Consider the following 21,518-nt stretch of genomic DNA (forward strand, 5'->3'; position numbering starts at 1 on the left):
CGCCGACGAGCGGACAGCGGCGGGATGGGCCGGGGATAGCGCCACCTGCTGCGGGTCAGCGCATCTCGCGCACCGGTTTGGAGGCGAGCACGCCCAGGGCGGTCACGGCGAGGATCACCGCCGTACCGCCGAACATCACCGCGGTGTTCCGCTCGGCCAGCGCGCCGCACACCACCAGCGACAGCGGTGCGACCGCGTAGCCGAGCACCATGTCCACCGAGATGACCCGGCTCAGCACCGAACCCTTGATGTTGCGCTGGATCCAGCTCACCCCGAACACGCCCTGGAAGCCGATGCCGAACCCCATCGCCAGCACGGTCCCGACGGCCACCGCGGCCTGGTCGACGGCACCCAGCGCGGCCATGCCCACCGCGAGCCACCCGGCCAGCGCCGCCACCAGGAGCCCGACCCGGGGCCGGGTGCCCACGGCGCCGCCGACGAGCGTGCCGAGCATCGCGCCGGCCGCGAGGGCGCCGTTGAGCAGGCCCATGGTGGCGGAGCCGCCCTCGACCTCGTTGCGGGCGAGGTTGGCGAAGCCGACGGTGAACGGCCCGGCGTAGCAGAACGTCACGGCCATGTCGACGACGAGGACGGTCCGGATGCGCGGGTCGGCCCACACGTACCGCAGGCCTTCCTTGATCCGCGCCCACAGCGAGTCACCCGCCTCGGCGTCACCGCCGGCGTCCTCCTCCTTCTCGCGGGGCAGCGTGCGCACCGCGGACACGCACAACGCGCACAACGCGAAGCACAGCGCGTCGACGAGGAAGGCGAAGTTGGCGTCCGTGGCGGCGACCACCACGCCGCCGACCGCCGGGCCGAGCACCGAGGCGACCTTCACCCCGGAGCCGAGCAGCGCGTTGGCGGCCGGCAGCACGTCCGCGGCCACCACCGAGGGCAGGATGGACACGCGGGCGGGCTGGAAGAAGGCGTCCACCGCGCCGAACGCCGCGGCGGCGACGCACAGCGTCCAGAACCCGAGCGTGCCGGAGAAGCCCGCCACCGCGACCCCCGCCATCACCCCTGCCCGCGCCCAGCTCGACACGACCATGAGCCGCCGGGGTGACCACCTGTCGCTCAGCGAACCGCCCACGAGGGTGAGCAGCGCACGGGGCACGGCCTGCGCCGCCAGGACGTAGCCGAGCATGAGCGTGGACCCGGTCAGGTCCAGCGTGATCCAGGCGAACGCGATGTAGCTGAACCCGTCACCGAGCAGCGACAGGGCCTGCCCCGCCCACAGCAGGCGGAACGAGCGGAGCCGGGCGGGTGCCCACAAACGCGAACCCGCACCTGCCAACGTGGTAGCCATAGCGGAGACCTTCTTCCTCGCCTGCGGGGCTCAGTAGCGGACGGGCAGCGCGGTGAGGCTGCGGTTGAGCAGGGACAGCTGCCACGAGTGGCGCGTGCCGGCGAGGCGCAGGCCCGGGTACTCGGTGATCAGGACCTCCAGCGCCGAGCGCGCCACCATGCGGGCCAGCGCGGCGCCGATGCAGAAGTGCGCGCCGAACCCGAAGCCCACGTGCGAGGTGTCGGACCTGGTGACCAGGAACCGGTCCGGGTCGGGGTGGCGGTCCGGGTCTCGGTTGGCGGCGGCGGAGACCAGGAAGATCCGGTCGCCGCCGCGGACGGTGTCGCCGTCGAGCCCGAAGTCGCGCGAGGCGACGCGGATGGACATCTTGGATGGCCCGTCGAACCGCATGGCTTCCTCGACCACGGCACGCGCCAGCTCCGGTCGCTCGCGGACGGCGGCGAGCTGGTCGGGGTGCAGCAGCAGGGCGCGCACGGCGTTGGCGATGAGGTTGCTGGTGGTCTCGCCGCCCGCGAAGGCCATCTGGGTGAGCATCCCGATGAACTCGGTCTCGCTGACGGTGTCGCCCACCTGCCCGCCCGCGAGCACGGCGCTGATCAGGTCGTCCCGGGGTTCGGCGCGGCGTTGCCGCACCAGGTCGGCGAGGTAGTCCTCCAGGTTCACCAGCGACTGGAGGGAGGTGCGGTACTCGCGCTCCTCCTGCGCCGCGCCGAGCACGAGGTCGCCGACCCTGGCGTTCCAGTACCAGAACGACGCGCTGTGCTGCTGCGGGACGCCCAGCCAGCGGGCGAACACCAGCGCGGGCAACGGCTTGGCCACGTCCGCGGCGAGGTCACCGATCCGGCCGGGGACGGCGCGGCGGGCCAGCAGCGCGCGGGTGACGCGCTCGATGAGCGCCTGGTAGCGGTTGATCGCGCGGGCGGAGAACTGCTCCTGGAACACCTGCCGGAGCCGCCGGTGGTCGGGGGCGTCGGTGAACACCATCCAGCGGGACAGGATGTCGAACGCGCGCTCGGCGTCACCGCGGGCGCCCTCGGGGACGGCGTCCATCATCGGGCCGACGCGGGCGGCGGAGGCCGCCGGCTCACGCAGCACGCGGGTGAGCTGGGCGTGCCCGGTGACCAGCCAAGCGCGGTGCAGCGGGCTCCAGCGGACGGGCCCGTGGTCGCGCAGGGCGTTGAGGTAGGGGTACGGGTCGGCGTTCACGTCCGGGTCGAGCAGGTAGCGCTCGGTGAACCCCGGCGCGTGCCGGACGGGCTCCAGGATCGCGGTCATCGGCGTGCCTCCGCCCTGATCGCGCCGAGCAGGTCCGCGAACACGCGGGTGTTGGGCTCGGCGAGGATGGTCATGTGGTCGCCCGGCGAGACGTGGACGGTCAGGCCGCCCAGGGCGAGGGAGCGCCAGCGCTCGACGTACTCGGCGAAGCCGACGTCCAGGCCCGGCATCAGCTCGCCGTCGGGCATCGCGGCGGCTTCGGAGCCGACGACCAGGTGGACGTGGCCGGGGTGGGGACGGGGTTCGTAGTCGGCCAGCGCGGCCAGCAGGGAGTGCCACACCTCGATGGGCGCGTCCTCCACCAGGTCGGCCTCGCTGGGTGACATGCCCGCTCCCAGCAGGGTTTCCTTCAGCTCGGCGACGGCGCGGTCGCGCTCGTCGGACGGGGGCAGCGCCCGCACCCGGTCACGCAGCTCCAACGCCTCGGCGAGGTCGTGGGCCACATCCAGCAGGCGGGCGCGGGCGGCCTCGTTCGGCAGGTACGGCTCGATCAGCACCAGCGGGTCCGCGGCACGTCCCCGCTCGTGGAGCTGGGTGGCCATCTCCAGGGCGAGGTTGGCGCCCATGGACCAGCCCAGGACGGTGTGCGGTCCGTCGCCCGCCATCTCCGCCACGTAGTTCGCCGCGATGCCCGGCACGGTGGTGGGGTCCACGCCGCCGAGCAGGCCGCGGGCCTGGAACGCCAGGACGGGCCCCTCGGGTAGCGCCCTGGCCAGCGGCACGAACCAGGCGGCGCTCCCGCCGGTGGGGTGCACGCAGTACAGCGGTGCGCCGTCGCCGTCGCGCAGCCGGACCTCCGAGCGCACCTCGGCGGGGACGTCGCCGCGGGCCGCGCGGTGGACCTGCGCGGCGAGCTGGGCGATGGTCGGGCGTTCCACGAGGTCGCGCACCGACACCGGCACGCCCTTGGCTCGGGCCGTGGCGGCGACCTTCACCGTGGACAGGGAGCTGCCGCCGATGCGGAAGAAGTCGTCGTGCACGCCGATCTCGGCCAGGCCGAGCACGTCGCGCCACACCTCGGCGAGCACCACCTCGACCGGCGTGGACGGTGCGACGTAGTCGGCGCCGCTGTCGCCGCGCCCGCCGTCGGGCAGGGGAAGCGCACCTCGGTCGACCTTGCCGCTGCGGTTGATCGGCATGGCGTCGAGGACGACGAACCGCGCGGGCACCATGTAGGCGGGCATCTTCGCGCGCAACCCCTGCCGCAGTGTGTCCACATCGGACACGTCACCGACGACGTAGGCCACGAGCGCCGGTCCGCCGGGCAGGTCGCGCAGCAGCACCACGGCCTGGGCGATCCCGGGCAGCTCGCCCAGCGCGTGCTCCACCTCCCCCAGCTCGATGCGGAAGCCGCGCAGCTTGACCTGGGAGTCACGGCGGCCGATCCACTCCACGGAGCCGTCGGCACGGCGCCTGCCCAGGTCACCGGTGCGGCACAGCCGCGAGCCGGGCGAGCCGAACGGGTCGGGCACGTAGGTGGCCGCGGTGAGGCCGGGCCGGTCGAGGTAGCCGCGGCCGGTGGCCAGGCCGCCCAGGTGGATCTCGCCCGGGACGCCGACCGGCACCGGCTGCATGTCCGGGTCCAGCACGTACATGGTGGTGTTGCGCATGGGGAAGCCGACCGACGGCCTGCCGCCGCCCGGTTCGCACACCTGCGCGGTGGACCACACCGAGGTCTCGGTGAGGCCGTAGACGTTGTGGAAGCGGCGCCCGCGCGACCAGGCGTCGGCGATCTCGGCGGGGCACGCCTCCCCCGCGACCTGGAGGGTGGCCAGGTCCGGGAACTCCTCCCCCGCCATGACGGCCAGCGCGCTGGGCGGGAGCATGCCCGCGGTGATCCGCAGCTCGCGCAGGGTGCGGGCGAGGTCGGGTCCGGGCAGCAGCGCCTCCTTGGGCGCGGTGCACAGGCGTCCACCGTTGGCCAGCGACCACGTCATCTCCAGGATGGAGGCGTCGAAGCTCGCGGAGGCGAACTGGAGCACCCGGTCGGCGGGGCTTGGCTCGACCAGGTCGCGCTGCCCCTCGACCATGTTGGCCAGGCCGCGGTGCGGGATGACCACGCCCTTGGGTGTGCCGGTCGAGCCGGAGGTGTAGATGACGTAGGCGGCGGATTCCCCGTCCACGTCGTCCACTGTGGACAACCGTGTCGTGTCCGCGGGCAGCGGCCGGTCCAGCAGCGTCGTGTGGCCGTCGAACGGGACGACGCCCACCAGCGGTGTCTGGGTGAGCAGCACGCGCATCCCGCTGTCGCTCGCCATGAACGCCAGCCGGTCCGCGGGCAGCTGCGGGTCCATCGGCAGGTAGGCGCCACCCGCGTGCAGCACCCCGAGGACGGCGCGCACCAGGTCGGGGCCGCGGTCGACGCAGAGGCCGACGACGGTCTCGGGGCCGACGCCCAACGCCTTGAGGTGCCCGGCCAGCAGCAGCGCCTGGTCGTTCAGCTCGCCGTAGGTCAGGTCGACCGGTCCCGCCTCGGACAGGTGGGTGACGGCGACCGCGTCCCGGTCCTGGGCGGCGACGCAGTGGTGGAACGGCGTACCGGCGGGCGGGACGACCGGGCCGCGCGACCACGCCAGGTCCCGGTCCCGGGCCGCGCCCGCGATCGTGGGCCGGGTCACGGGCCCGTCCGGGTCCGCGACCATCGTCTCCAGCAGGTCGCGGAAGACGTCGGCGAGCTGCTCGGCGGTGGTTGGGTCGACGCGGGTGGGGTCGACGTCCAGGGTGAAGCCGTTGACGCTGGTGTTGACCAGCAGCGGGAACATGGTGCGCGCGATCTCCAGCGACTCCTCCCAGGTGTCGCTGGTGAGCCGGTGGAAGTTGACGTAGTTGAAGATCACCTCGACGAGGTTGGGCTCGCCGGGGCGGAAGCGTGCCATGCGCGCCAGCGGGACGCGGCGGTGCGGCAGCATGTCCTGCTCGGCGGCGAACGTGTCGCGCACCAGGTCCAGCCAGGTGGAGCCGGTGCGGCGCACGCCGAACGGCACGGTGTTGAGGAACAGCCCGCGCATCCGGTCCGCGCCCTCCTGCTCGGGCCTGCCGTTGGTGGCCAGGCCGATGGAGTGGCCGCCGACGGGGTCGCCCGGCTCGGCGAACAGGCTCATGGTGTGGTGGAACGCGGCCAGCAGGACCGTCCGGCGCGGCACGCCCGCGAGCGTCGCCAGCCGTCCGATGGCCTCGGTGAGCCCGCCGAAGGAGCGGCGGACCTCGTGGACGACCTCGTCGGAGCGCGATTCGCGGTGGCCGAAGCGCACCGGCCGGAACTGCTCCAGCTCGTCGCGCCAGAACTCCAGGCCCTCCGGCGACTCCAGCGCGGCGAGCTCCAGCGCGACGTACTCGGCGAAGCGCGGTGACGGCGGCAGTTGCGGCGTGCGGCCCTCGACGGCCTGGCGGTGCAGGTCGAGCAGGTCGGCGATGAGCGAGGTGAGGCTCCAGCCGTCGAGCACCACGTGGCAGTCGGTGAGAGTGAGCCTCAGCTCGTGCTCGGTGAGTTGGTGCAGGTGGATGCGCACCAGCGGCGGCGCGGCCAGGTCGAAGCGGCGGGCGAACTCGGCGTCGACGAACCGGCGCAGGGCCGCGCGCTGCTCGGTGCGCGACAGGCCGCGCAGGTCGGAGTAGCCGATCGGCAGCTCGGCGGTGGGGTGCACCAGTTGCAGCGGCTCGCGGAAGCCCACCAGGTCGATGGAGGTGCGCAGGATGTCGTGCCGGCGCACCACCTCGTCGGCGGCGGCCTGGAACGCGGCGAGGTCGAAGCCCTCCGGGGCGGTGATCTTGAGGTCGGTGACGTTGTGGTAGGCCGCGCGGTGCGGGTCGGCCAGCATCTCGTGCAGCATCCCCGCCTGGAGCATGGTCAGCGGGTAGGCGTCGACCAGGCCCTCCGGCAGCCGGGCGCGGTCGGCCGGGTCGAGCAGCGAGAACGGCTCGACCGGCTCGGGCTCGTCCTGCGCGGCGCCTGCCAACGCGACCAGCTCGCCCAGCGTGCGGGCGCGAAACAGGTCGGCCACGCTCAGCCCGAGGCCGGCCGCGCGGGCCAGGCCGACGACGCGCAGCGCGAGGATCGAGTCGCCGCCCAGGTCGAAGAAGTTGTCGCCCAAACCGACCCGGTCGGCACCGACGACCTCTGCCCAGATCGCGGCGAGCGCCCGCTCAGCCGGGGTGCGCGGCGGCACGTGGTCGGGCTGGGTGCGCACGCCGCCCGCCTCGACGGCGACCAGGGCCGCGCGATCGACCTTGCCGTTGGCGGTCAGCGGGAGCCGGTCGTGGCGGACGAACAGGGCGGGGACCATGTAGTCGGGCAGGGTCGCGCGCAACCGGTCGCGCAGCGCGGACGGGTCCAGCCGGGCGCCCTCGGCGAGCACGACGTGGCCGACGAGGCGGGCGCCCCGGGGTTCCGACTGGGCGACGACGGTGGCGTCGGTGATACCCGGGCACCCGCTCAGGGCGCTCTCGACCTCGCCGGGCTCGATGCGGAAGCCGCGGATCTTGACCTGGTTGTCGGCGCGGCCGACGTAGCCGAGCTGCCCGTCCGGGAGCACCCGCACCAGGTCGCCGGTCTTGTAGACGCGCTCGCCCAGCGGGCCGCGCGGGAAGCGCTCGGCGGTCAGCTCGGGCCGGTTGCGGTAACCGCGGGCAACGCCGCCACCCGCGATGTGCAGCTCGCCGACCGTGCCCACCGACACCAGGCGACCGTGGCGGTCGAGGACGAAGCCGTGCTGGCCGGGCAGCGGGCGGCCGATGGGCGAGCGCTCCGCGGCGGTGACGTCGGCCTCGGTGATCAGCCGGTAGGTGACGTGCACGGTGGTCTCGGTGATGCCGTACATGTTGACCAGCGCGGGTTTGCGGCCCGGCGCGGTGAACCAGTCGCGGTAGTCGCGGGTCTCGAAGGCGTCGCCGCCGAACACGACGACGCGCAGCGCCAAGTCGTCGAAGGTGTGCCCGTGCTGTGCCAGGTGGGCGCGGAGTCCCTTGAAGGCGGCCGGGGTCTGGCTCAGCACGGTGACGCCCTCGTCGCGCAGCACCCGGTGCACGGCGTCAGGGTCGCGCGTCTCCTCGCCGGTCAGCACGACGACCCGGCCGCCGCTGCTCAGCGGACCCCACAGCTCCCACACGGAGAAGTCGAACGCCGCGGAGTGCATCAGCGACCACACGTCGCCGGGCCCGAAGTCGAACATCCGGTCGGCGGCGGCGAACAGCCAGGCGGCGTTGGCGTGCGTGACCTCCACGCCCTTCGGCTTGCCGGTGGACCCCGAGGTGTAGATGACGTAGGCCAGGTCGTCGGGGCGCACCTCGACGGGGCCGGCGTCGGCCGAGGCGGGACCGTCAGGGTCGACCAGGGTGACCGGCAGGCCGTCCAGCGCGGCACGGCCGGTGTCGTCGGCCACGACCAGCGACACCCCGGCGTCGGCCACGGTGAACTCGATGCGCTGCCGCGGGTGGCGGGAGTCCAAGGGCAGGTAGGCCGCGCCGGCGCGCCACACGCCCAGCAGGGCCACCGCCAGGTCGGCGGTGCGCGCCAGGCACACCCCGACCAGGGTCTCCCGGCCGGCCCCCAGCGCCCGCAGCCGGGACGCCAGCGCCGTGGCACGGGCGTCCAGCTCGGCGTACGTCAGCGACCGGCCGCCGCCGGTGACGGCGACCGCGTCGGGTGTGGCGGCGACGTGGTCGGCCACCCGGTCCAGGACCAGCCGGGGCAGGCCGACGCCGGCGTCGGAGGCCGCCGGGCCGTCCGGGCCGAGCAGGAACGCGCGCTCGTCCTCCCCCAGCAGTTGCACCGAGCCCAGCGGCTCGTCAGGGCGCTCGAAGAACGCCCGCAGCACGGCGACGGTGTGGTCGGCCAGCCGTGCCACGGAGTCGTGCTCGAACAGGTCGGGCCGGTAGACGAACGCCAGCCGGTAGCCGCCGTCGTGGCCGACGGCCTCCAGCGACAGGTCGAACTTGGCAGTGGTCAGCGCGATCGGGAACGCCCGCGCCACCGTCCCCCCGAGCGAGAAGGCGCCACCGCCGGACTCGGAGTAGGCGAACAGGACCTGGAACAGCGGGTTGCGCGACAGGTCGCGCTCGGGGCTCAGCTCGTCCACCACGCGCTCGAACGGCAGGGACTGGTGGCTCAGCGCGCCCAGCACGCGTTCCCGGGCGCGGTCGAGGACCTGTGCGCAGGTAAGTTCGCCGGACAGGTCGGCGCGCATGACCAGGGTGTTGACGAAGAACCCGACGAGCCCTTCGGTCTCGGCGCGGTCGCGGTTGGCGGTGATGGTGCCGATCGCGACGTCGTCCTGCCCGCTGTGGAAGCCCAGTGCGGCCTGGAACGCGGCCATGATCGTGGTGAACGGGGTGGCGTCGGCGGCGGTGACGGCCGCGGCCAGGTCGGCGGGCAGCTCGACGGTGTGCACGGCGCCCTCGTGCGAGCGCTCCTGCGGGCGCGGGTGGTCGGTGGGCAGCTCCAGCGGGGTCAGCCCGGCCAGCGCGGTGCGCCAGTACTCCAGGTCGGCGATCTCGTCGGCGGCGCGCTGCCACACCGCGTAGTCGGTGTACTCGATCGGGGTGGGCGTCAGGCGTGGCGCCTCGCCCGCCAGGCGGGCCCGGTACAGCTCGCGCAGGTCGCGCACGAGGACGTCCAGCGACCAGCCGTCGGTGACGATGTGGTGCATCGCCAGCACGAGCACGTGGTCGGTGCCGCTGACGCGCACCAGCGTGGCCTGGAAGGCTGGTTCGGCGGCCAGGTCGAACGGGCGCACGGCCGCGGCCCGCACGGTCGCGGCGACGTCGTCGGCCTCGACCACCGCCATCGGCGCGCCGTGCGGCAGGACCCGCTGGAACGGCACGCCGTCCTCGGCGGGGAAGACCACGCGCAGCTGCTCGTGGCGGGCGACGAGGTCGTCCACCGCACCCGCCAGCGCGGCGGCGTCGAGCGGGCCGGTCAACCGCCACGCGGCGGGCATCAGGTACTCGGTGCCACCCGGTGCGAGCTGGTCGAGGAAGTACAGGCGCTGCTGCGCCGCGGACAGGGGTGCTCGCTCGGGCCGGGGCTCCTGGCGGGGGATGCCGGTCGGCGTGGCGGTGACGCCGCGCAGTCGCCGCTCCAGCAGCGCGCGGGCCGCGGGGGACAGACCGGAACGGGTGTTGATCTCCGAGGTGGTCATGACTGGCTCCGTCCGGTTCGTCTCAGAAGGCGGCGTCAAGCGACAGGGACAGGTCGATCTCGTCATCGCTCATCGCGGAGATCTGCTCGACCAGCAGGCGTTCCACCTCCGCTGCGAGCAGCGCGACGGTGGGGTTCTCGAACAGCTCGCGCACCGCGATGGCGCAGTCGAACGCGGCGCGCACCCGGGAGGCGGCGGCCACGGCGCGCATGGAATGGCCCCCCAGCGCGAAGAAGTCGTCGTGCAGGCCGACCCGCTCCACACCGAGCACCTCGGTCCAGATCTGGGCGAGGACCACCTCGGTGGGTGAGGTGGGCGGCACGAACTCGGCCGTCGCGGGCACCTCGGGGTCGGGCAGGGCGGCGGTGTCGAGCTTGCCCTGCACGGTCAGCGGCAGGGCGTCGAGCACCACGAACGCCGAGGGCACCAGGTAGGCGGGGAGGCGGTCGCGGCACCACGCGGCGAGCCGGTCGCCGTCGAGGTGGTCCCCGGCGGCGTAGGCGACCAGGGCACGGTCGCCCCGCACCTCGCGGACCACGACGGCCGCGCCGCGCACACCGGCACAGCCCTGGAGCACCGCCTCGACCTCGCCGGGTTCGATGCGGAACCCGCGGATCTTGACCTGGTTGTCGACCCGGCCGAGGAACTCCAGTTCCCCACCGGGCAGGCGGCGCACGAGGTCGCCGGTGCGGTAGACGCGGCCCGCGCCGAACGGGTTGGCCGGGAACCGCTCCGCGGTCAGGTCCGGGTCGCCGAGGTAGCCGCGGGCCAGCTCCGGTCCACCGACGAGGAGTTCGCCGGGGATCCCGTCGGGTACCGGCCGGCCGAGCGTGTCGACCACGTGAAGGGTGCGCGCGCCCAACGCGGTGCCGATGGGGACGCGGCCCGCGACCGGCGCGGTGACCACGTGGGCGGTGGCGGAGATGACCGACTCGGTGGGGCCATAGGTGTTGACCACCGGCACGTGCGGCAGCAGCTCGAACCAACGGCCCAGCGGGGTGGCGGGCAGCGCCTCGCCGCCGGTGACCAGCAGCCGCAGCGACGCCAGGTCGTCGGCCAGGTCGCCGAGGCGGGCCACCACCTCCTCCCAGTACGACGGGGTGAGCTCGGCGACGGTGATGCCGTGCGCGCGGACCTCGGCGGCCAGCTCGTCCACCGACCACACCTCGTCCGGCCGCAGCACCACGCGGGCGCCGACGGTCAGCGCGGGCAGGAGCTGCTCCAGCGAGGCGTCGAAGGACAGCGAGGCGAACGACAGCACCCGGTCGGCGGAGGTGAGGCGGAACAGGTCGCGGGCGGCGGCCACGTGCGCGGCGAGCGGGCCGTGTTCCACGCCCACTGCCTTGGGCCGCCCGGTGGAGCCGGAGGTGAAGATGACGTAGGCCAGGTCACCGGGGTCCACGTCCAGCGAGATCACGTCGCGCCGGGCGGGCACGACGCCCTCGACCGGGACGATCCCGACCTCCAGCCCGGCCAGCGCTCCCGCCGTGCCGCCGTCGGCGACCACCAGCCGCGCGCCCGCCTCGGCGAGCATGAACCGCAGCCGCTCCACCGGGAACTTCGGGTCCAGCGGGACGTACGCGCCGCCCGCACGCCACACCGCGAGCATCGCCGCCACCGACCACACGCCCCGGCCCAGGCACACGCCGACCGGGTCGCCGCGACGCACGCCCGCGTCGGCCAGCGCCGACGCGAGACCGCCGACCAGCGCGCCCAGCTCGCCGTAGCTCACGGTCCGCTCGCCGCACACCAGCGCGGTGTCACCCGCGTTCCCGGCGATCCTCAGCGGCGGTGTCGGTACCACCGGCGGCGCGACGGTCAGCGCGGCACGTTCCCGCGAGGAGAGCAGGTCGAGGCGGGCCACGTCGGCGTGCGGGTCGGCGACCACGGCCCGCAGCACGCGGGTCACGTGCTCCGCCAGCCTCACCGCGGACACCTCGTCGAACAGGTCCGCGCTGTACTCCACGTCCAGCGAGAACCGGTCGGGGTCGAGCAGGAAGGTCGCCGTCAGGTCGAACTTCGCCGACTCCCACGGCAGCGTGAAGCCCTCGAACTCCAGGCCCGGCACGGTCATCCCGGTGGACACCGCGCTCTCCTGGACGTCGAACATCACCTGGAACAGCGGGTTGCGCGACGGGTCGCGCTCGGGCCGCAGCTCCTCCACCAACCGCTCGAACGGCACGTCCTGGTTGTCGAAGGCGCCCAGCACCGTGTCGCGCACCCGGGCCACCAGGTCCGCGAAGGACGGTTCGCCGGACAGGTCCGAGCGCAGCACCACGGTGTTGACGAAGAACCCGATGAGCCGCTCCAACTCCACCCGGCCGCGCCCGGCGACCGGGGTGCCCACCGCGATGTCGGTCTGCCCCGACCAGCGGGCCAGCACCACCTGGAACACCGCCAGCAGCACGGTGAAGCGGGTCGTGCCGCAGCGCTGGGCCAGCGCGTCGAGGCCCGCGGCCAGCTCGCGCGGCAACGGCACCTCCACCGCGCCGCCGCGCGCCGACCGGGTGGCCGGGCGGGGGCGGTCGGTCGGCAGCTCCAGCACGGGCACGCCGTCCAGCGCCGCCCGCCAGTGCTCCAGCTGGGCGTCCAGCGCGCCCGCCGCGAGCAGGCCGCGCTGCCACACCGCGTAGTCGCCGTACTGCACGGGCACGTCCGGCAGGTCGGCCGCGCGCCCGGCGAGGCGGGCGGCGTAGGAGCGGGTCAACTCGTCCACGACGACGTCCTTGGACCAGCCGTCGGTGGCCACGTGGTGGAACGACAGCACCAGCACGTGGTCGTCGGGCCCCAGCTCCCACAGGCCGGAGCGGACGAGCGGCGGGCGGTCGAGGTCGAACCGTGCCGCGGCGAACTCCTTGGCCCGCGCGCGGACCTCCTCGACGTCGGCGCCGACGTGGCGCTCCAGTGGTACCGGCACGTCGTCGTGCACGAGCTGCACCGGGTGCCCGTCCACCTCGACCAGGGCGGTGCGCAGCACCTCGTGCCTGGCCACGACGTCACCCAGCGCGGCTTCCCAGGCGTCGGCGTCCAGCGGCCCGCGCACCCGCCAGGAGAACCACAGCACGTAGTCCTCACCGGAGTCGGACATGCGGTCGAGGAACCACAGCCGCTCCTGGGCGAAGGACATCGGCAGCGGGCCGCTTCGGTCGACCGGGACGACCCCGGCGGTGGTGACCGGACGGGCCGCGGCGACCAGCAGACCGAACTCGCGGATGCGCGGGTTCTCGAACAGGGTGCGCAGCTCCACGTCGCGCTCCAGGCGCTCGGCGATGCGGGAGACGGCCATCGTGGCGAGCAGCGAGTGCCCGCCGAGGTCGAAGAACCCGTCGTCGATGCCGATGCCGTCCACGCCCAGCACCTCGCCCCAGATGCGGGCGATCTCGCGCTCGACGTCGTCGCGGGGCGCGGTGTAGGCGGCGCCGGTGGACGCGCGGTCGTGGCGCGGTTCGGGCAGGGCGGCGCGGTCGAGCTTGCCGGAGGCCGTCACGGGCAGGGCGTCGAGCCGCACGACCTCCGAGGGCACCGCGTAGTGCGGCAGCCGGCGCGACAGCTCCGCCCGCAGCTCGGTCGGGGACAGGGTGGAGCCGACGACGTAGCCGACGAGGACCTGCCCGCCGTGCGGGTCGGACTTGACCGCCGCCGCGGCGGCCAGCACGCCCGCGCAGCCCGACAGCGCCGACTCGACCTCGCCCAGCTCCACCCGGAAGCCGCGGACCTTGACCTGGTCGTCCACGCGGCCCAGGAACTCCAGGTCGCCTTCGGCGCTCCAGCGCACCAGGTCGCCGGTGCGGTAGAGCCGACCGCCGCGCGGGTCGGGGACGAACCGCTCGGCGGTCAGTGCCGGGCGGCCGAGGTAGCCACGGGCCAGTTCCGGTCCGCCGACCAGCAGCTCGCCGGGGACGCCGAGGCCGACCGGGTCGCCGTGCTCGTCCACGACGAGGACGCGCCTGCCGCCCAGCGGCCGGCCGATCGGGACGCGGTCGGCGTCGGTGAGCTCGTGGGCGGTGGCGGTGACCACGGTCTCGGTGGGGCCGTACGCGTTGAGCACCCGCACGTGCGGCGCGTGCCGCAGCCAGGCGGCCAACGCCCCCGTGGGCACGGCTTCGCCGCCGAGGATGAGCAGCCGCAACGACTCCAGCTCCGCGCCGCCGGTCAGCGACAGCGCCAGCTCGCTCCAGTAGGTCGGTGGGAAGTTGGCCACGGTGATGCCGTGCCGCGCCACGATCGCGGGGACCCGCGAGGGCAACCACTGCTCGTCGGGCCGGACCACCACCGTCGCGCCGCTGGTCAGCGCGGGCAGGAGTTGGTCGAGGGAGGCGTCGAAGGAGAACGAGGAGAACGCGAGCACCCGGTCCTCGGAGGTGACGCCGTAGCGGTCGCGGGCGGCGGCCACGTGCGCGGCCAGCGCGCCGTGCTCGACGCCGACAGCCTTGGGCCGCCCCGAAGAGCCCGACGTGAAAATGACATAGGCGAGGTCGGACGGGTCCGGCGTCACGGCGGGTGCGGTGGCGTCGGGGACGACATCGGCCACGGAAACGTGCCGAACCCCGGCGATGTCGGCGTCACCGATGACGCGGCGCACGTCCGCGTCGGCGACCATGAACGCCAGCCGGTCGGGCGGCAGGGCCGGGTCCAGCGGCACGTACGCGCCGCCCGCGCGCCACACCGCGAGCATGGCCACCACCGACCACGTGCCGCGGGGCACGCACACGCCCACCGCGTCGCCCCGACGCACCCCGGAGTCGCGCAGCAGCGCGGAAAGCCCGCCCACCAAGGCGTCGAGCCGGTCGTAGGTGACGACGTCGTCACCGCACACCAGCGCCGGCCCGTGCCCGCGGACCACGAGCGGCGCGGCGGGCGCCGGGGCCTCGGTAGGGCCGCCCCACGAGTCGAGCAGGGCCCGGCCGGGCAGCGGCGGCAGGGCGGCGGCCAGGTCGGCTACCGGCGCGTCCGGGTCGTCCAGCACGGCGGTGAGCAGGCTCAGGAACCCGTCGGCGAACTGCCGCATCGTGTCGTGGTCGAACAGCGCGGTCGCGTACTGCAGGCGCGCGGCGAGGCTGCCGTCGGGCATCAGGTTGAGGTCGAGGAAGACGTCCATGTCGGTGCCGCCCAGCGGCGCCCGGACCAGCGCGGCGTCCAGGCCGCGCAGGGCGGCCGGCTGGTGGACGGTGTTGAGCAGGGTGAACGACGCCTGCGCCAGCGGGTGGCGGGACAGGTCGCGCTCCATGCCCAGCGCGCCGACCACGCGGTCGAACGGCGCCTCGGCGTGGGAGAGGTCCTTGAGCACGACGTCGTGGACCCGGCGCAGCAGGGCGTCGAACGACGGCCGACCGCCCAGGTCCGAGCGCAGCACCACGGTGTTGACGAAGGGCCCGACCAGGTTCGACACGTCCACCGGGCCGCCCCGGTCGGCCATCGTGGTGCAGGTCGCGATGTCGGTGCGCCCGCTGTAGTGGCCCAGCAGCGACTGGTAGACCGCGAGCAGCAGCATGTAGCGGGTCGCCCGGCGCTCGCGGGCGGCCGTGTCCACGCGGGCGAGCAGGTCGGCGGGCACGCGGAAGCGCACCAGCTCCACGGAACCGTCCCAGACCTCGGGCCGGGGGCGGTCGGTCGGCAGCGCGAGCGGCGCCACCCCGGTCAGCCGCCCGGTCCAGTGCGCGAGCAGCCGTTCGACCCGCGCCGGGGTGAGCCGTTGGTTCTGCCAGGCGGCGAAGTCGGCGTACTGGTGGCGCAGGGCGGGCACCTCCTCGCCCCGGTAGCCCGCGTCGAGCTCGCGCAGCAGCACGTCCCACGACCAGCCGTCCACGGCGATGTGGTGCACGACCAGCAGCAGCAGGTGGTCGTCCTCGGCCAGGCGCGCCAGCACCGCCCGCACCGGCACCTCCGCCGCCAGGTCCAGCGGGCGGCGCAGCTCGCGGGCGAACACCTCCTCCGGGTCACGGGCGTCGACCCGGCGCAGCACGACCGCGCCCGGCAGGTCCACCACGGGCACCGGCTCGCCGTCCACGGCGGTGAACCTGGTGCGCAGCACCTCGTGACGCTCGACGATCCCGGCCAGCGCCCGCTCCAACGCGGGCACGTCCAGCGCGCCGCGGACGCGCAGCGCCAGCGGCAGCAGGTTGTCGGAGGAGCCACGGGTGAGCTGTTCCAGGAACCACAGCCGCCGCTGCGCGGAGGAGACCGCGCCGTGGTCCGTCGCTGTGTGCGCTGCGCCTTCGTTCACTGTCGGCCTCCCTGCGAGCTGAGTTGGACGAAGACTGCTCGCCGGGACGGGCCCCTCACCAGGGAAGAAGCGGCACGACGCGGTTGCCGTCGTGTCTGCGCTTTCTTCTCTACTGCCGCGCACCGCCCGGCGGCATCGTCGGTCCGGCAACGCCAGAGCGACCGACCGATCGGGGAGCACCGATGACACAGGACGAGCGGGTGTACCGGGTCGTCACCAACGACGAGGAGCAGTACTCGATCTGGCCCGCCGACCGCGACCTGCCGCCCGGCTGGGTCGCCGACGGGACCGAGGGGCCGCGCGCGGTCTGCCTCGACCACATCGAGCGGGTGTGGACCGACATGCGGCCGCGGAGCCTCCGCGAGCGGATGGGGCAGCGGGGCTGACGAAGCCCTCGGGAGAGCTGGGAAGGGATGGTCAGCGTGGCTGGAACGGTGCTGTTGCCCGGAGGCGGTTGGCGGCTGTGGAGCCAGTTCGCCCTGCGCGGGACGGGTTTCCCGGCCGCCGGTGTGCTCCGCCTCGCCCCACCGGGACTGGGGGTCGCCGCCGACAAGTTCACCGACGTCGCGCCCCGCGACCGGTGGCAGGGGCCGGAGTGGGAGGAGTTCGAGGCGTTCTTCGACGAGGCCGCGGTGCGCACCGCCCGCGAGTTGCAGGACATCGCCTCCCAGCCGAGGTTCCGCACGGCGCTGGCGTGGCAGAACAAGGCGGTGCTCGGCTCGGGCATCGCGCCGTTCCTGGCGTGGACGCCCACCGCGGCGGGGCGCACCAGCATGCCTCGGCAGCGCGAGGAGCTGGTGGCGCACTACTGGCAGCGGTTCTGCGTCAAGAACGACACCATCGGCTTCTTCGGCCCGGTGGGCTGGGGCAGCTGGGACCTGGACGGCCCGCGCGGCATCACCACCGTGCCGGGCGAGGACTTCCTGGCCTGCTCGGAGGTGTACTTCTCCAGCTGGGGCATCGACGTGCTGGCCAAGGTCATCGGCACCGAGCCGGGGATGCGCCCGTGGGTGCCGCCGCGCCGGGTGTCGTTCGCCCGGATCGCCAACGGCGCGGTGAGCCTGCCCGGTCGCGCCGCCGTGCCGCTGGCCGACGGCCTGGAGGACGTACTGCGGCTGTGCGACGGCGCCCACCAGCCGGTGGAGATCGCCGAACGGCTCGGCCGCGACCTCGACGGCGTGCTCGACGCGCTGGACGAGCTGCTGCGCAAGCGCTGGATCACCTGGCGCATCGACGTCCCGGCCAGCGCCCACCCCGACCTGGCGCTGCGCGCCATCGTCGAGCGCGTCGGCGACCCGGAGGTGCGGCGACGCGCGCTGGACCGGATCGAGGTGCTGCGACGCGGCCGGGAGCGGGTGCGGGCGGCGCTGGGCGACGCCGACGCGTTGCTGGAGGCGATGTCCGCGCTGGAGCACGACTTCGTGGAGATCACGCAGGCCTCGGCGCAGCGCGAGAAGGGCGCCAAGACCTCCGCCAACCGGGCGCTGGTCTACTCCGACTCGCGCCGGGCCGCGACCGCCCGGCTCGGCTCGGCCGTGCTGGACGAGCTGACCCCGCTGGCGCAGTGCCTGACGGCGGCGCGGTGGATGACCAACCGGTACGCCGAGATCGCCCGCGGTCACCTGCGGGAGGCGTTCGAGTCGTTGCGCGCCAAGCGTTCCGCGGTGGACTTGGCGTCCCTGTGGATGGCGTGCCTGCCCGTGCCGCACCCCGACTCGATCGCCGACGCCGACCGGCTGCAGGCCGAGTCGCAGCGCCGCTGGGAGTCCATCGTGGACGCGCCCGAGGGTGCGCGGCGGGTGCGGCTGTCGTCCGCGGCGATCGCCGACCGGGTCCGCGAGGCCTTCGAGGAGCCCGCCACGGGCTGGAACGTCGCCCGCTACATCAGCCCGGACGTGTTCGTCGTCGCGGAGGACGCGGCCGCGGTCGAGCGCGGCGAGTTCGAGCTGGTGCTGGGCGAGCTGCACGTGGGCGTGAACACCATGAGCGCCTCGCTGTTCGTGATGCAGCACCCCGACCAGGACGAGCTGCTGGCCGAGACCGGCGTCGACTACCCCGGCCCCCGGCTGATGCCGATGCTGCCCAAGGAGCAGCCGCCGCGCTGGAACACCCGCAGCCGCCCCGCTTTGAACCGGCCGCAGGACTACCTGGTGGGCATGGTCGACCACACCGCCGACCCGCACCGCCCGCGCACCGCGATGGGCGCGGACGTGCTGGTCGAGGAGCGCGACGGTGACCTGGTCGCGGTGCTGCCGGACGGCGCGGTGTTCCCGGTGATCGACGTGTTCGGCAACGCGCTGACCGCCAGGATCATGGACCGGTTCAGCCTCCGCGCGACGGGCGACCACTCGCCGCGGGTGACCATCGACAACGTGGTGGTCGCCCGCGAGACCTGGCGGTTCACCGCCGAGTCGCTGGAGTTCGCGGCCGAGAAGCACGAGGCCCGCCGGTTCGTGCGGGCGCGGGCGTGGCGCGACGAGCACGAACTGCCCCGCTACGTCTTCATCGTCTCCCCCGCCGAGCCGCGGCCGTTCTACGTCGACTTCGACAGCCCCGTCTACGTCAACGTGCTGGCCAAGGCCGTGCGCCGGCTGGCCCGCAAGGACCCCTCGGCACGGCTGACCGTGTCGGAGATGCTGCCCAACCCCGAACAGGCGTGGCTGACCGACCACACCGGGGCCAAGTACAGCTCCGAACTGCGCTTCGTCGCCTTCGACCAGACCGGGCAGGACCGCCATGTCCAGGACTGACACGGGTCGGGCCGACGCCGCCGGGCTCGACGCGGCCAGGCACCACCCGACCGGGCACGACTCGATCGGGCTCGACGCGGCCGGGCATCCCGACCACCCGGCCATCGTCACCCCCGACGGCGTGCTCACCCACGCCGACCTCGCCCGGCGCACCGACCGGCTGGCCCGCGTGCTGCGCGGCCACGGGGTCGGGCCCGAGGTGGTCTGCGGGATCGCGCTGGAGCGCGGTGTGGACGCGGTAGTCGCGATGGCGGCGGTGCTGAGGGCGCACGGCGCGTTCCTCACCGTGGACACCGACCTGCCACCCAAGCGGGTCGCCGCGCTGCTGGACGGCGCGCGGGCGCTGGTGACCAGCCGTCGCCTCGCCGGGCGGTTCACCGTGCCCGGACCCACCGTGCTGGTCGGGGAGGAAGGCCCCGTCGCGCCGCTGCCCGAAGGGCCGGCGGACCCCCGGTCGCTGGCCTACGTCAGCCACACCTCCGGGTCCACCGGCGCACCCAACGCCGTGCTGGTCGAGCACCGCTCCCTGCGGGCCTACCTGCGGTCGACGGTGCGCGACAACGACCTCGGCCCGGACACCGTGGCGCTCCAGCTGGCGCCGCTGGGCTACGACGCCTCGATCCGCGACACCCTGGCCCCGCTGCTCGCGGGCGGCAGCCTGGTGGTGCTGCCCCGGTCGGCGCTGCTGCGCCCCGAGGAGCTGTTCGAGGCCGTCCGCGCCTACGGCGTCAACACGATCCTGAGCACCACCCCGTCGTTCCTGACCTTCCTGTCCCGCCAGGACGGCGCGGCGCGGGCGCTGCGGGACGTGCGGCTGGTGGCGACCAGCGGCGAGTCCCTGCGCCCGTTCCTGGCCGCCGGCGGCCGGTCGCTGGTGCCGGGCAGGCTGGTCAACCAGTACGGACCGACCGAGTGCACCATGACGTCCACCCGCCACGAGGTACCCGCACGGCCCGAGGCGGACGTCGACCTGATCGGCACGCCGCTGGACGACGTGGTGGCGCGGCTGCTGGACGGCGCGATGCGACCGGTGCCGGACGGCGAGGTCGGCGAGGTCTACCTCGGCGGTGTCGGCGTGGCCCGCGGCTACGCCGACAAGCCGGCCCTCACCGCGACGCGGTTCGTGCCCGACCCGTGCGGGGAACCGGGCGCACGCCTGTACCGCACCGGCGACCTGGCCCGGCGACGGCCGGACGGGGTGCTGGAGTACCTGGGGCGCAACGACCGGCAGATCAAGGTCCGCGGCTACCGGGTCGACCCGGCCGAGGTCGAGGCGGTCCTGCTGACCCACCCGGCCGTCACCGGCGCGGCGGTCACCGCGGCCACCGACGACCAGCAGCGCGCCTACCTCGTCGCGCACGTCACCGGTGAGCTGGCGCAGGTCCGCGACACGGCGCTGCGCGCCCACCTGGCCGAGGCGCTGCCGCCGCACCTGATGCCCCGGCACTTCACCCGCCTGGACCGCTTCCCCACCACCCGCAGCGGCAAGGTCGACCGCGTGGCGCTCGCCGGGGGTGCGCGGTGACCCGCCTCGACACCAGGCTGGGCACGGCCGACGTGCTCGCCGCCGCACGGCGCATCGAGGGGCACGTGCTGCGCACGCCGCTGCTGGCCCTGGACGCCGTGCCGGGCGTCCTGCTCAAGGCCGAGCACGGCCAGCGCGGCGGGTCCTTCAAGATCCGCGGCGCGGCCAACGCGCTGCTGGCCGAGCCGTGCGGCGAGGTCGTCACCGGCTCCTCGGGCAACCACGGCATCGCGGTGGCCACGCTGGGCCGCGCGCTGGGCGTGCCGGTCACCGTGGTGATGGCCGAGGGCGCGAGCCGGGCGAAGGCCGCCGCGCTGCGCCGGCTCGGCGCGACCGTGCTGGAGGCACCGGGCGGAGTGGACGAGCGCGACCGCCTCGCCCGCGAGCACGCGGCGTTGTCCGGGGCCGGGTTGGTGCCCTCCTCCGACCACGAGCTGGTGGTCGCGGGTCAGGGCACCGTGGGCCTGGAGATCCTGGAGGACGTGCCGGGGGTCGACGTCGTGTTCGTGCCGACCGGCGGCGGTGGGCTGCTGGCGGGCATCTGCCTGGCCGCGCGGGACCTGCCGGTGCGCGTCGTCGGCGTCGAACCTGCCGACGCCCGCCGCTACGCGCTCTCACTCGACCGGGGCTCACCCGTGGTGGTGCCGCCGTCGCGCACCATCGCCGACGGGCTGCGCGGGCAGCGGCCCGGCGCCGTGACGCTGCCGGTGGTCGCCGACCGCGTCGACGACCTCGTGGGCGTCACCGACGACGCCATCACGCACGCGGCGGCGCTGCTGCGCCGGGCGGGCGTGCACGCCGAACCCAGCGGCGCCGTGGCGCTGGCCGGGGCACTGCAATCGGGTTTCACCGGGACGGCCGCGGTGGTGGTGTCCGGCGGCAACACCGCCGAGGCGCTCGCCACCACTGGCCTTGCGGCCTGACCACCACCTACCTCGCACCCCGACCACCACCCGCCACACAGCCGACCACACCACCGGCCACGCGGCCCCGACCACACCACCCGCCGCCCGGCCCGACCACACACCACCACTGGAGGGATCGACCATGACCGCCATCGGCATCACCGCGACCGAGCTGACCGACCTCGTCGTCGAGGTCTACCGCGACGCGCTGGCCAACCCGTCGCTCGACTCCGAGAGCGACTTCTTCGAGGCGGGCGGCGATTCGCTGGCCGCGTTCCAGATCACCGCGCGCCTCCAGGCGGCGCTGAGCGTGGACGTGCCGGTGGCGCTGGTCTTCGCCTACCCCTCCCCCGCCGACCTCGCGTCGGTGGTCGAGCAGGAACTGGAGGTCGGCTGAC

The 21,518-nt window shown here is 74.5% G+C and carries 9 protein-coding genes; 5 read left to right on the forward strand and 4 right to left on the reverse strand.

Annotated elements, in window-relative coordinates:
* Positions 1 to 55 precede the first annotated feature (55 nt).
* Genes A6A25_RS32225 through A6A25_RS32240 form a run of 4 tightly spaced genes read right to left on the reverse strand, consistent with a single transcriptional unit; the run spans position 56 to position 15,940 of the window.
* A complete protein-coding gene (locus A6A25_RS32225) occupies positions 56 to 1,306 on the reverse strand; it encodes an MFS transporter (protein WP_073896707.1) in 1,251 nt (416 codons plus the stop codon).
* Positions 1,307 to 1,336: 30 nt separating this feature from the next.
* The gene (locus A6A25_RS32230) at positions 1,337 to 2,581 is read right to left on the reverse strand and encodes a cytochrome P450 (RefSeq protein ID WP_073896709.1); all 1,245 of its coding nucleotides are present in this window, start codon (positions 2,579 to 2,581) and stop codon (positions 1,337 to 1,339) included.
* Positions 2,578 to 9,717, reverse strand: coding sequence for a non-ribosomal peptide synthetase (locus A6A25_RS32235; RefSeq protein ID WP_073896711.1), 7,140 nt, complete (start codon positions 9,715 to 9,717; stop codon positions 2,578 to 2,580). The genes A6A25_RS32230 and A6A25_RS32235 overlap by 4 nt, the downstream gene beginning before the upstream one ends.
* Before the next feature lie 22 nt (positions 9,718 to 9,739).
* On the reverse strand, positions 9,740 to 15,940 hold the full coding sequence (locus tag A6A25_RS32240; RefSeq protein WP_073896713.1) for a non-ribosomal peptide synthetase: 6,201 nt from the start codon (positions 15,938 to 15,940) through the stop codon (positions 9,740 to 9,742).
* 182 nt (positions 15,941 to 16,122) lie between these two features.
* Here A6A25_RS32240 and A6A25_RS32245 point away from each other — a divergent pair, with 182 nt between their 5' ends.
* The 5 genes from A6A25_RS32245 (at position 16,123) to A6A25_RS32265 (ending at position 21,517) form a co-directional block, all read left to right on the forward strand.
* Positions 16,123 to 16,326, forward strand: coding sequence for an MbtH family protein (locus A6A25_RS32245; protein WP_073896715.1), 204 nt, complete (start codon positions 16,123 to 16,125; stop codon positions 16,324 to 16,326).
* Between the two features lie 27 nt (positions 16,327 to 16,353).
* Positions 16,354 to 18,690 (forward strand): lantibiotic dehydratase, encoded by a 2,337-nt coding sequence (locus A6A25_RS32250; protein WP_073896716.1) that lies wholly within the window; start codon positions 16,354 to 16,356, stop codon positions 18,688 to 18,690.
* Entirely contained in the window at positions 18,677 to 20,215 is a 1,539-nt protein-coding gene (locus A6A25_RS32255; RefSeq protein WP_083668847.1) for an amino acid adenylation domain-containing protein, read from the forward strand. The genes A6A25_RS32250 and A6A25_RS32255 overlap by 14 nt, the downstream gene beginning before the upstream one ends.
* Positions 20,212 to 21,138, forward strand: a complete 927-nt coding sequence (locus A6A25_RS32260) for a threonine ammonia-lyase (RefSeq protein WP_073896717.1) — start codon at positions 20,212 to 20,214, stop codon at positions 21,136 to 21,138. Before A6A25_RS32255 ends, A6A25_RS32260 begins: the two co-directional genes overlap by 4 nt.
* A gap of 124 nt (positions 21,139 to 21,262) precedes the next feature.
* Positions 21,263 to 21,517, forward strand: a complete 255-nt coding sequence (locus A6A25_RS32265; protein WP_073896718.1) for an acyl carrier protein — start codon at positions 21,263 to 21,265, stop codon at positions 21,515 to 21,517.
* Position 21,518: the final 1 nt, after the last annotated feature.

The organism is Saccharothrix sp. CB00851 (genome assembly GCF_001905065.1).
GTDB lineage: Bacteria > Actinomycetota > Actinomycetes > Mycobacteriales > Pseudonocardiaceae > Actinosynnema.

Bases quoted from the DNA above. Each gene is read 5' to 3' on its own strand.
- A6A25_RS32225 (WP_073896707.1), bottom strand. From the start codon at position 1,306: ATGGCTACCACGTTGGCAGGTGCGGGTTCGCGTTTGTGGGCACCCGCC.
- A6A25_RS32230 (WP_073896709.1), bottom strand. From the start codon at position 2,581: ATGACCGCGATCCTGGAGCCCGTCCGGCACGCGCCGGGGTTCACCGAG.
- A6A25_RS32235 (WP_073896711.1), bottom strand. From the start codon at position 9,717: ATGACCACCTCGGAGATCAACACCCGTTCCGGTCTGTCCCCCGCGGCC.
- A6A25_RS32245 (WP_073896715.1), top strand. From the start codon at position 16,123: ATGACACAGGACGAGCGGGTGTACCGGGTCGTCACCAACGACGAGGAG.
- A6A25_RS32250 (WP_073896716.1), top strand. From the start codon at position 16,354: ATGGTCAGCGTGGCTGGAACGGTGCTGTTGCCCGGAGGCGGTTGGCGG.
- A6A25_RS32255 (WP_083668847.1), top strand. From the start codon at position 18,677: ATGTCCAGGACTGACACGGGTCGGGCCGACGCCGCCGGGCTCGACGCG.
- A6A25_RS32265 (WP_073896718.1), top strand. From the start codon at position 21,263: ATGACCGCCATCGGCATCACCGCGACCGAGCTGACCGACCTCGTCGTC.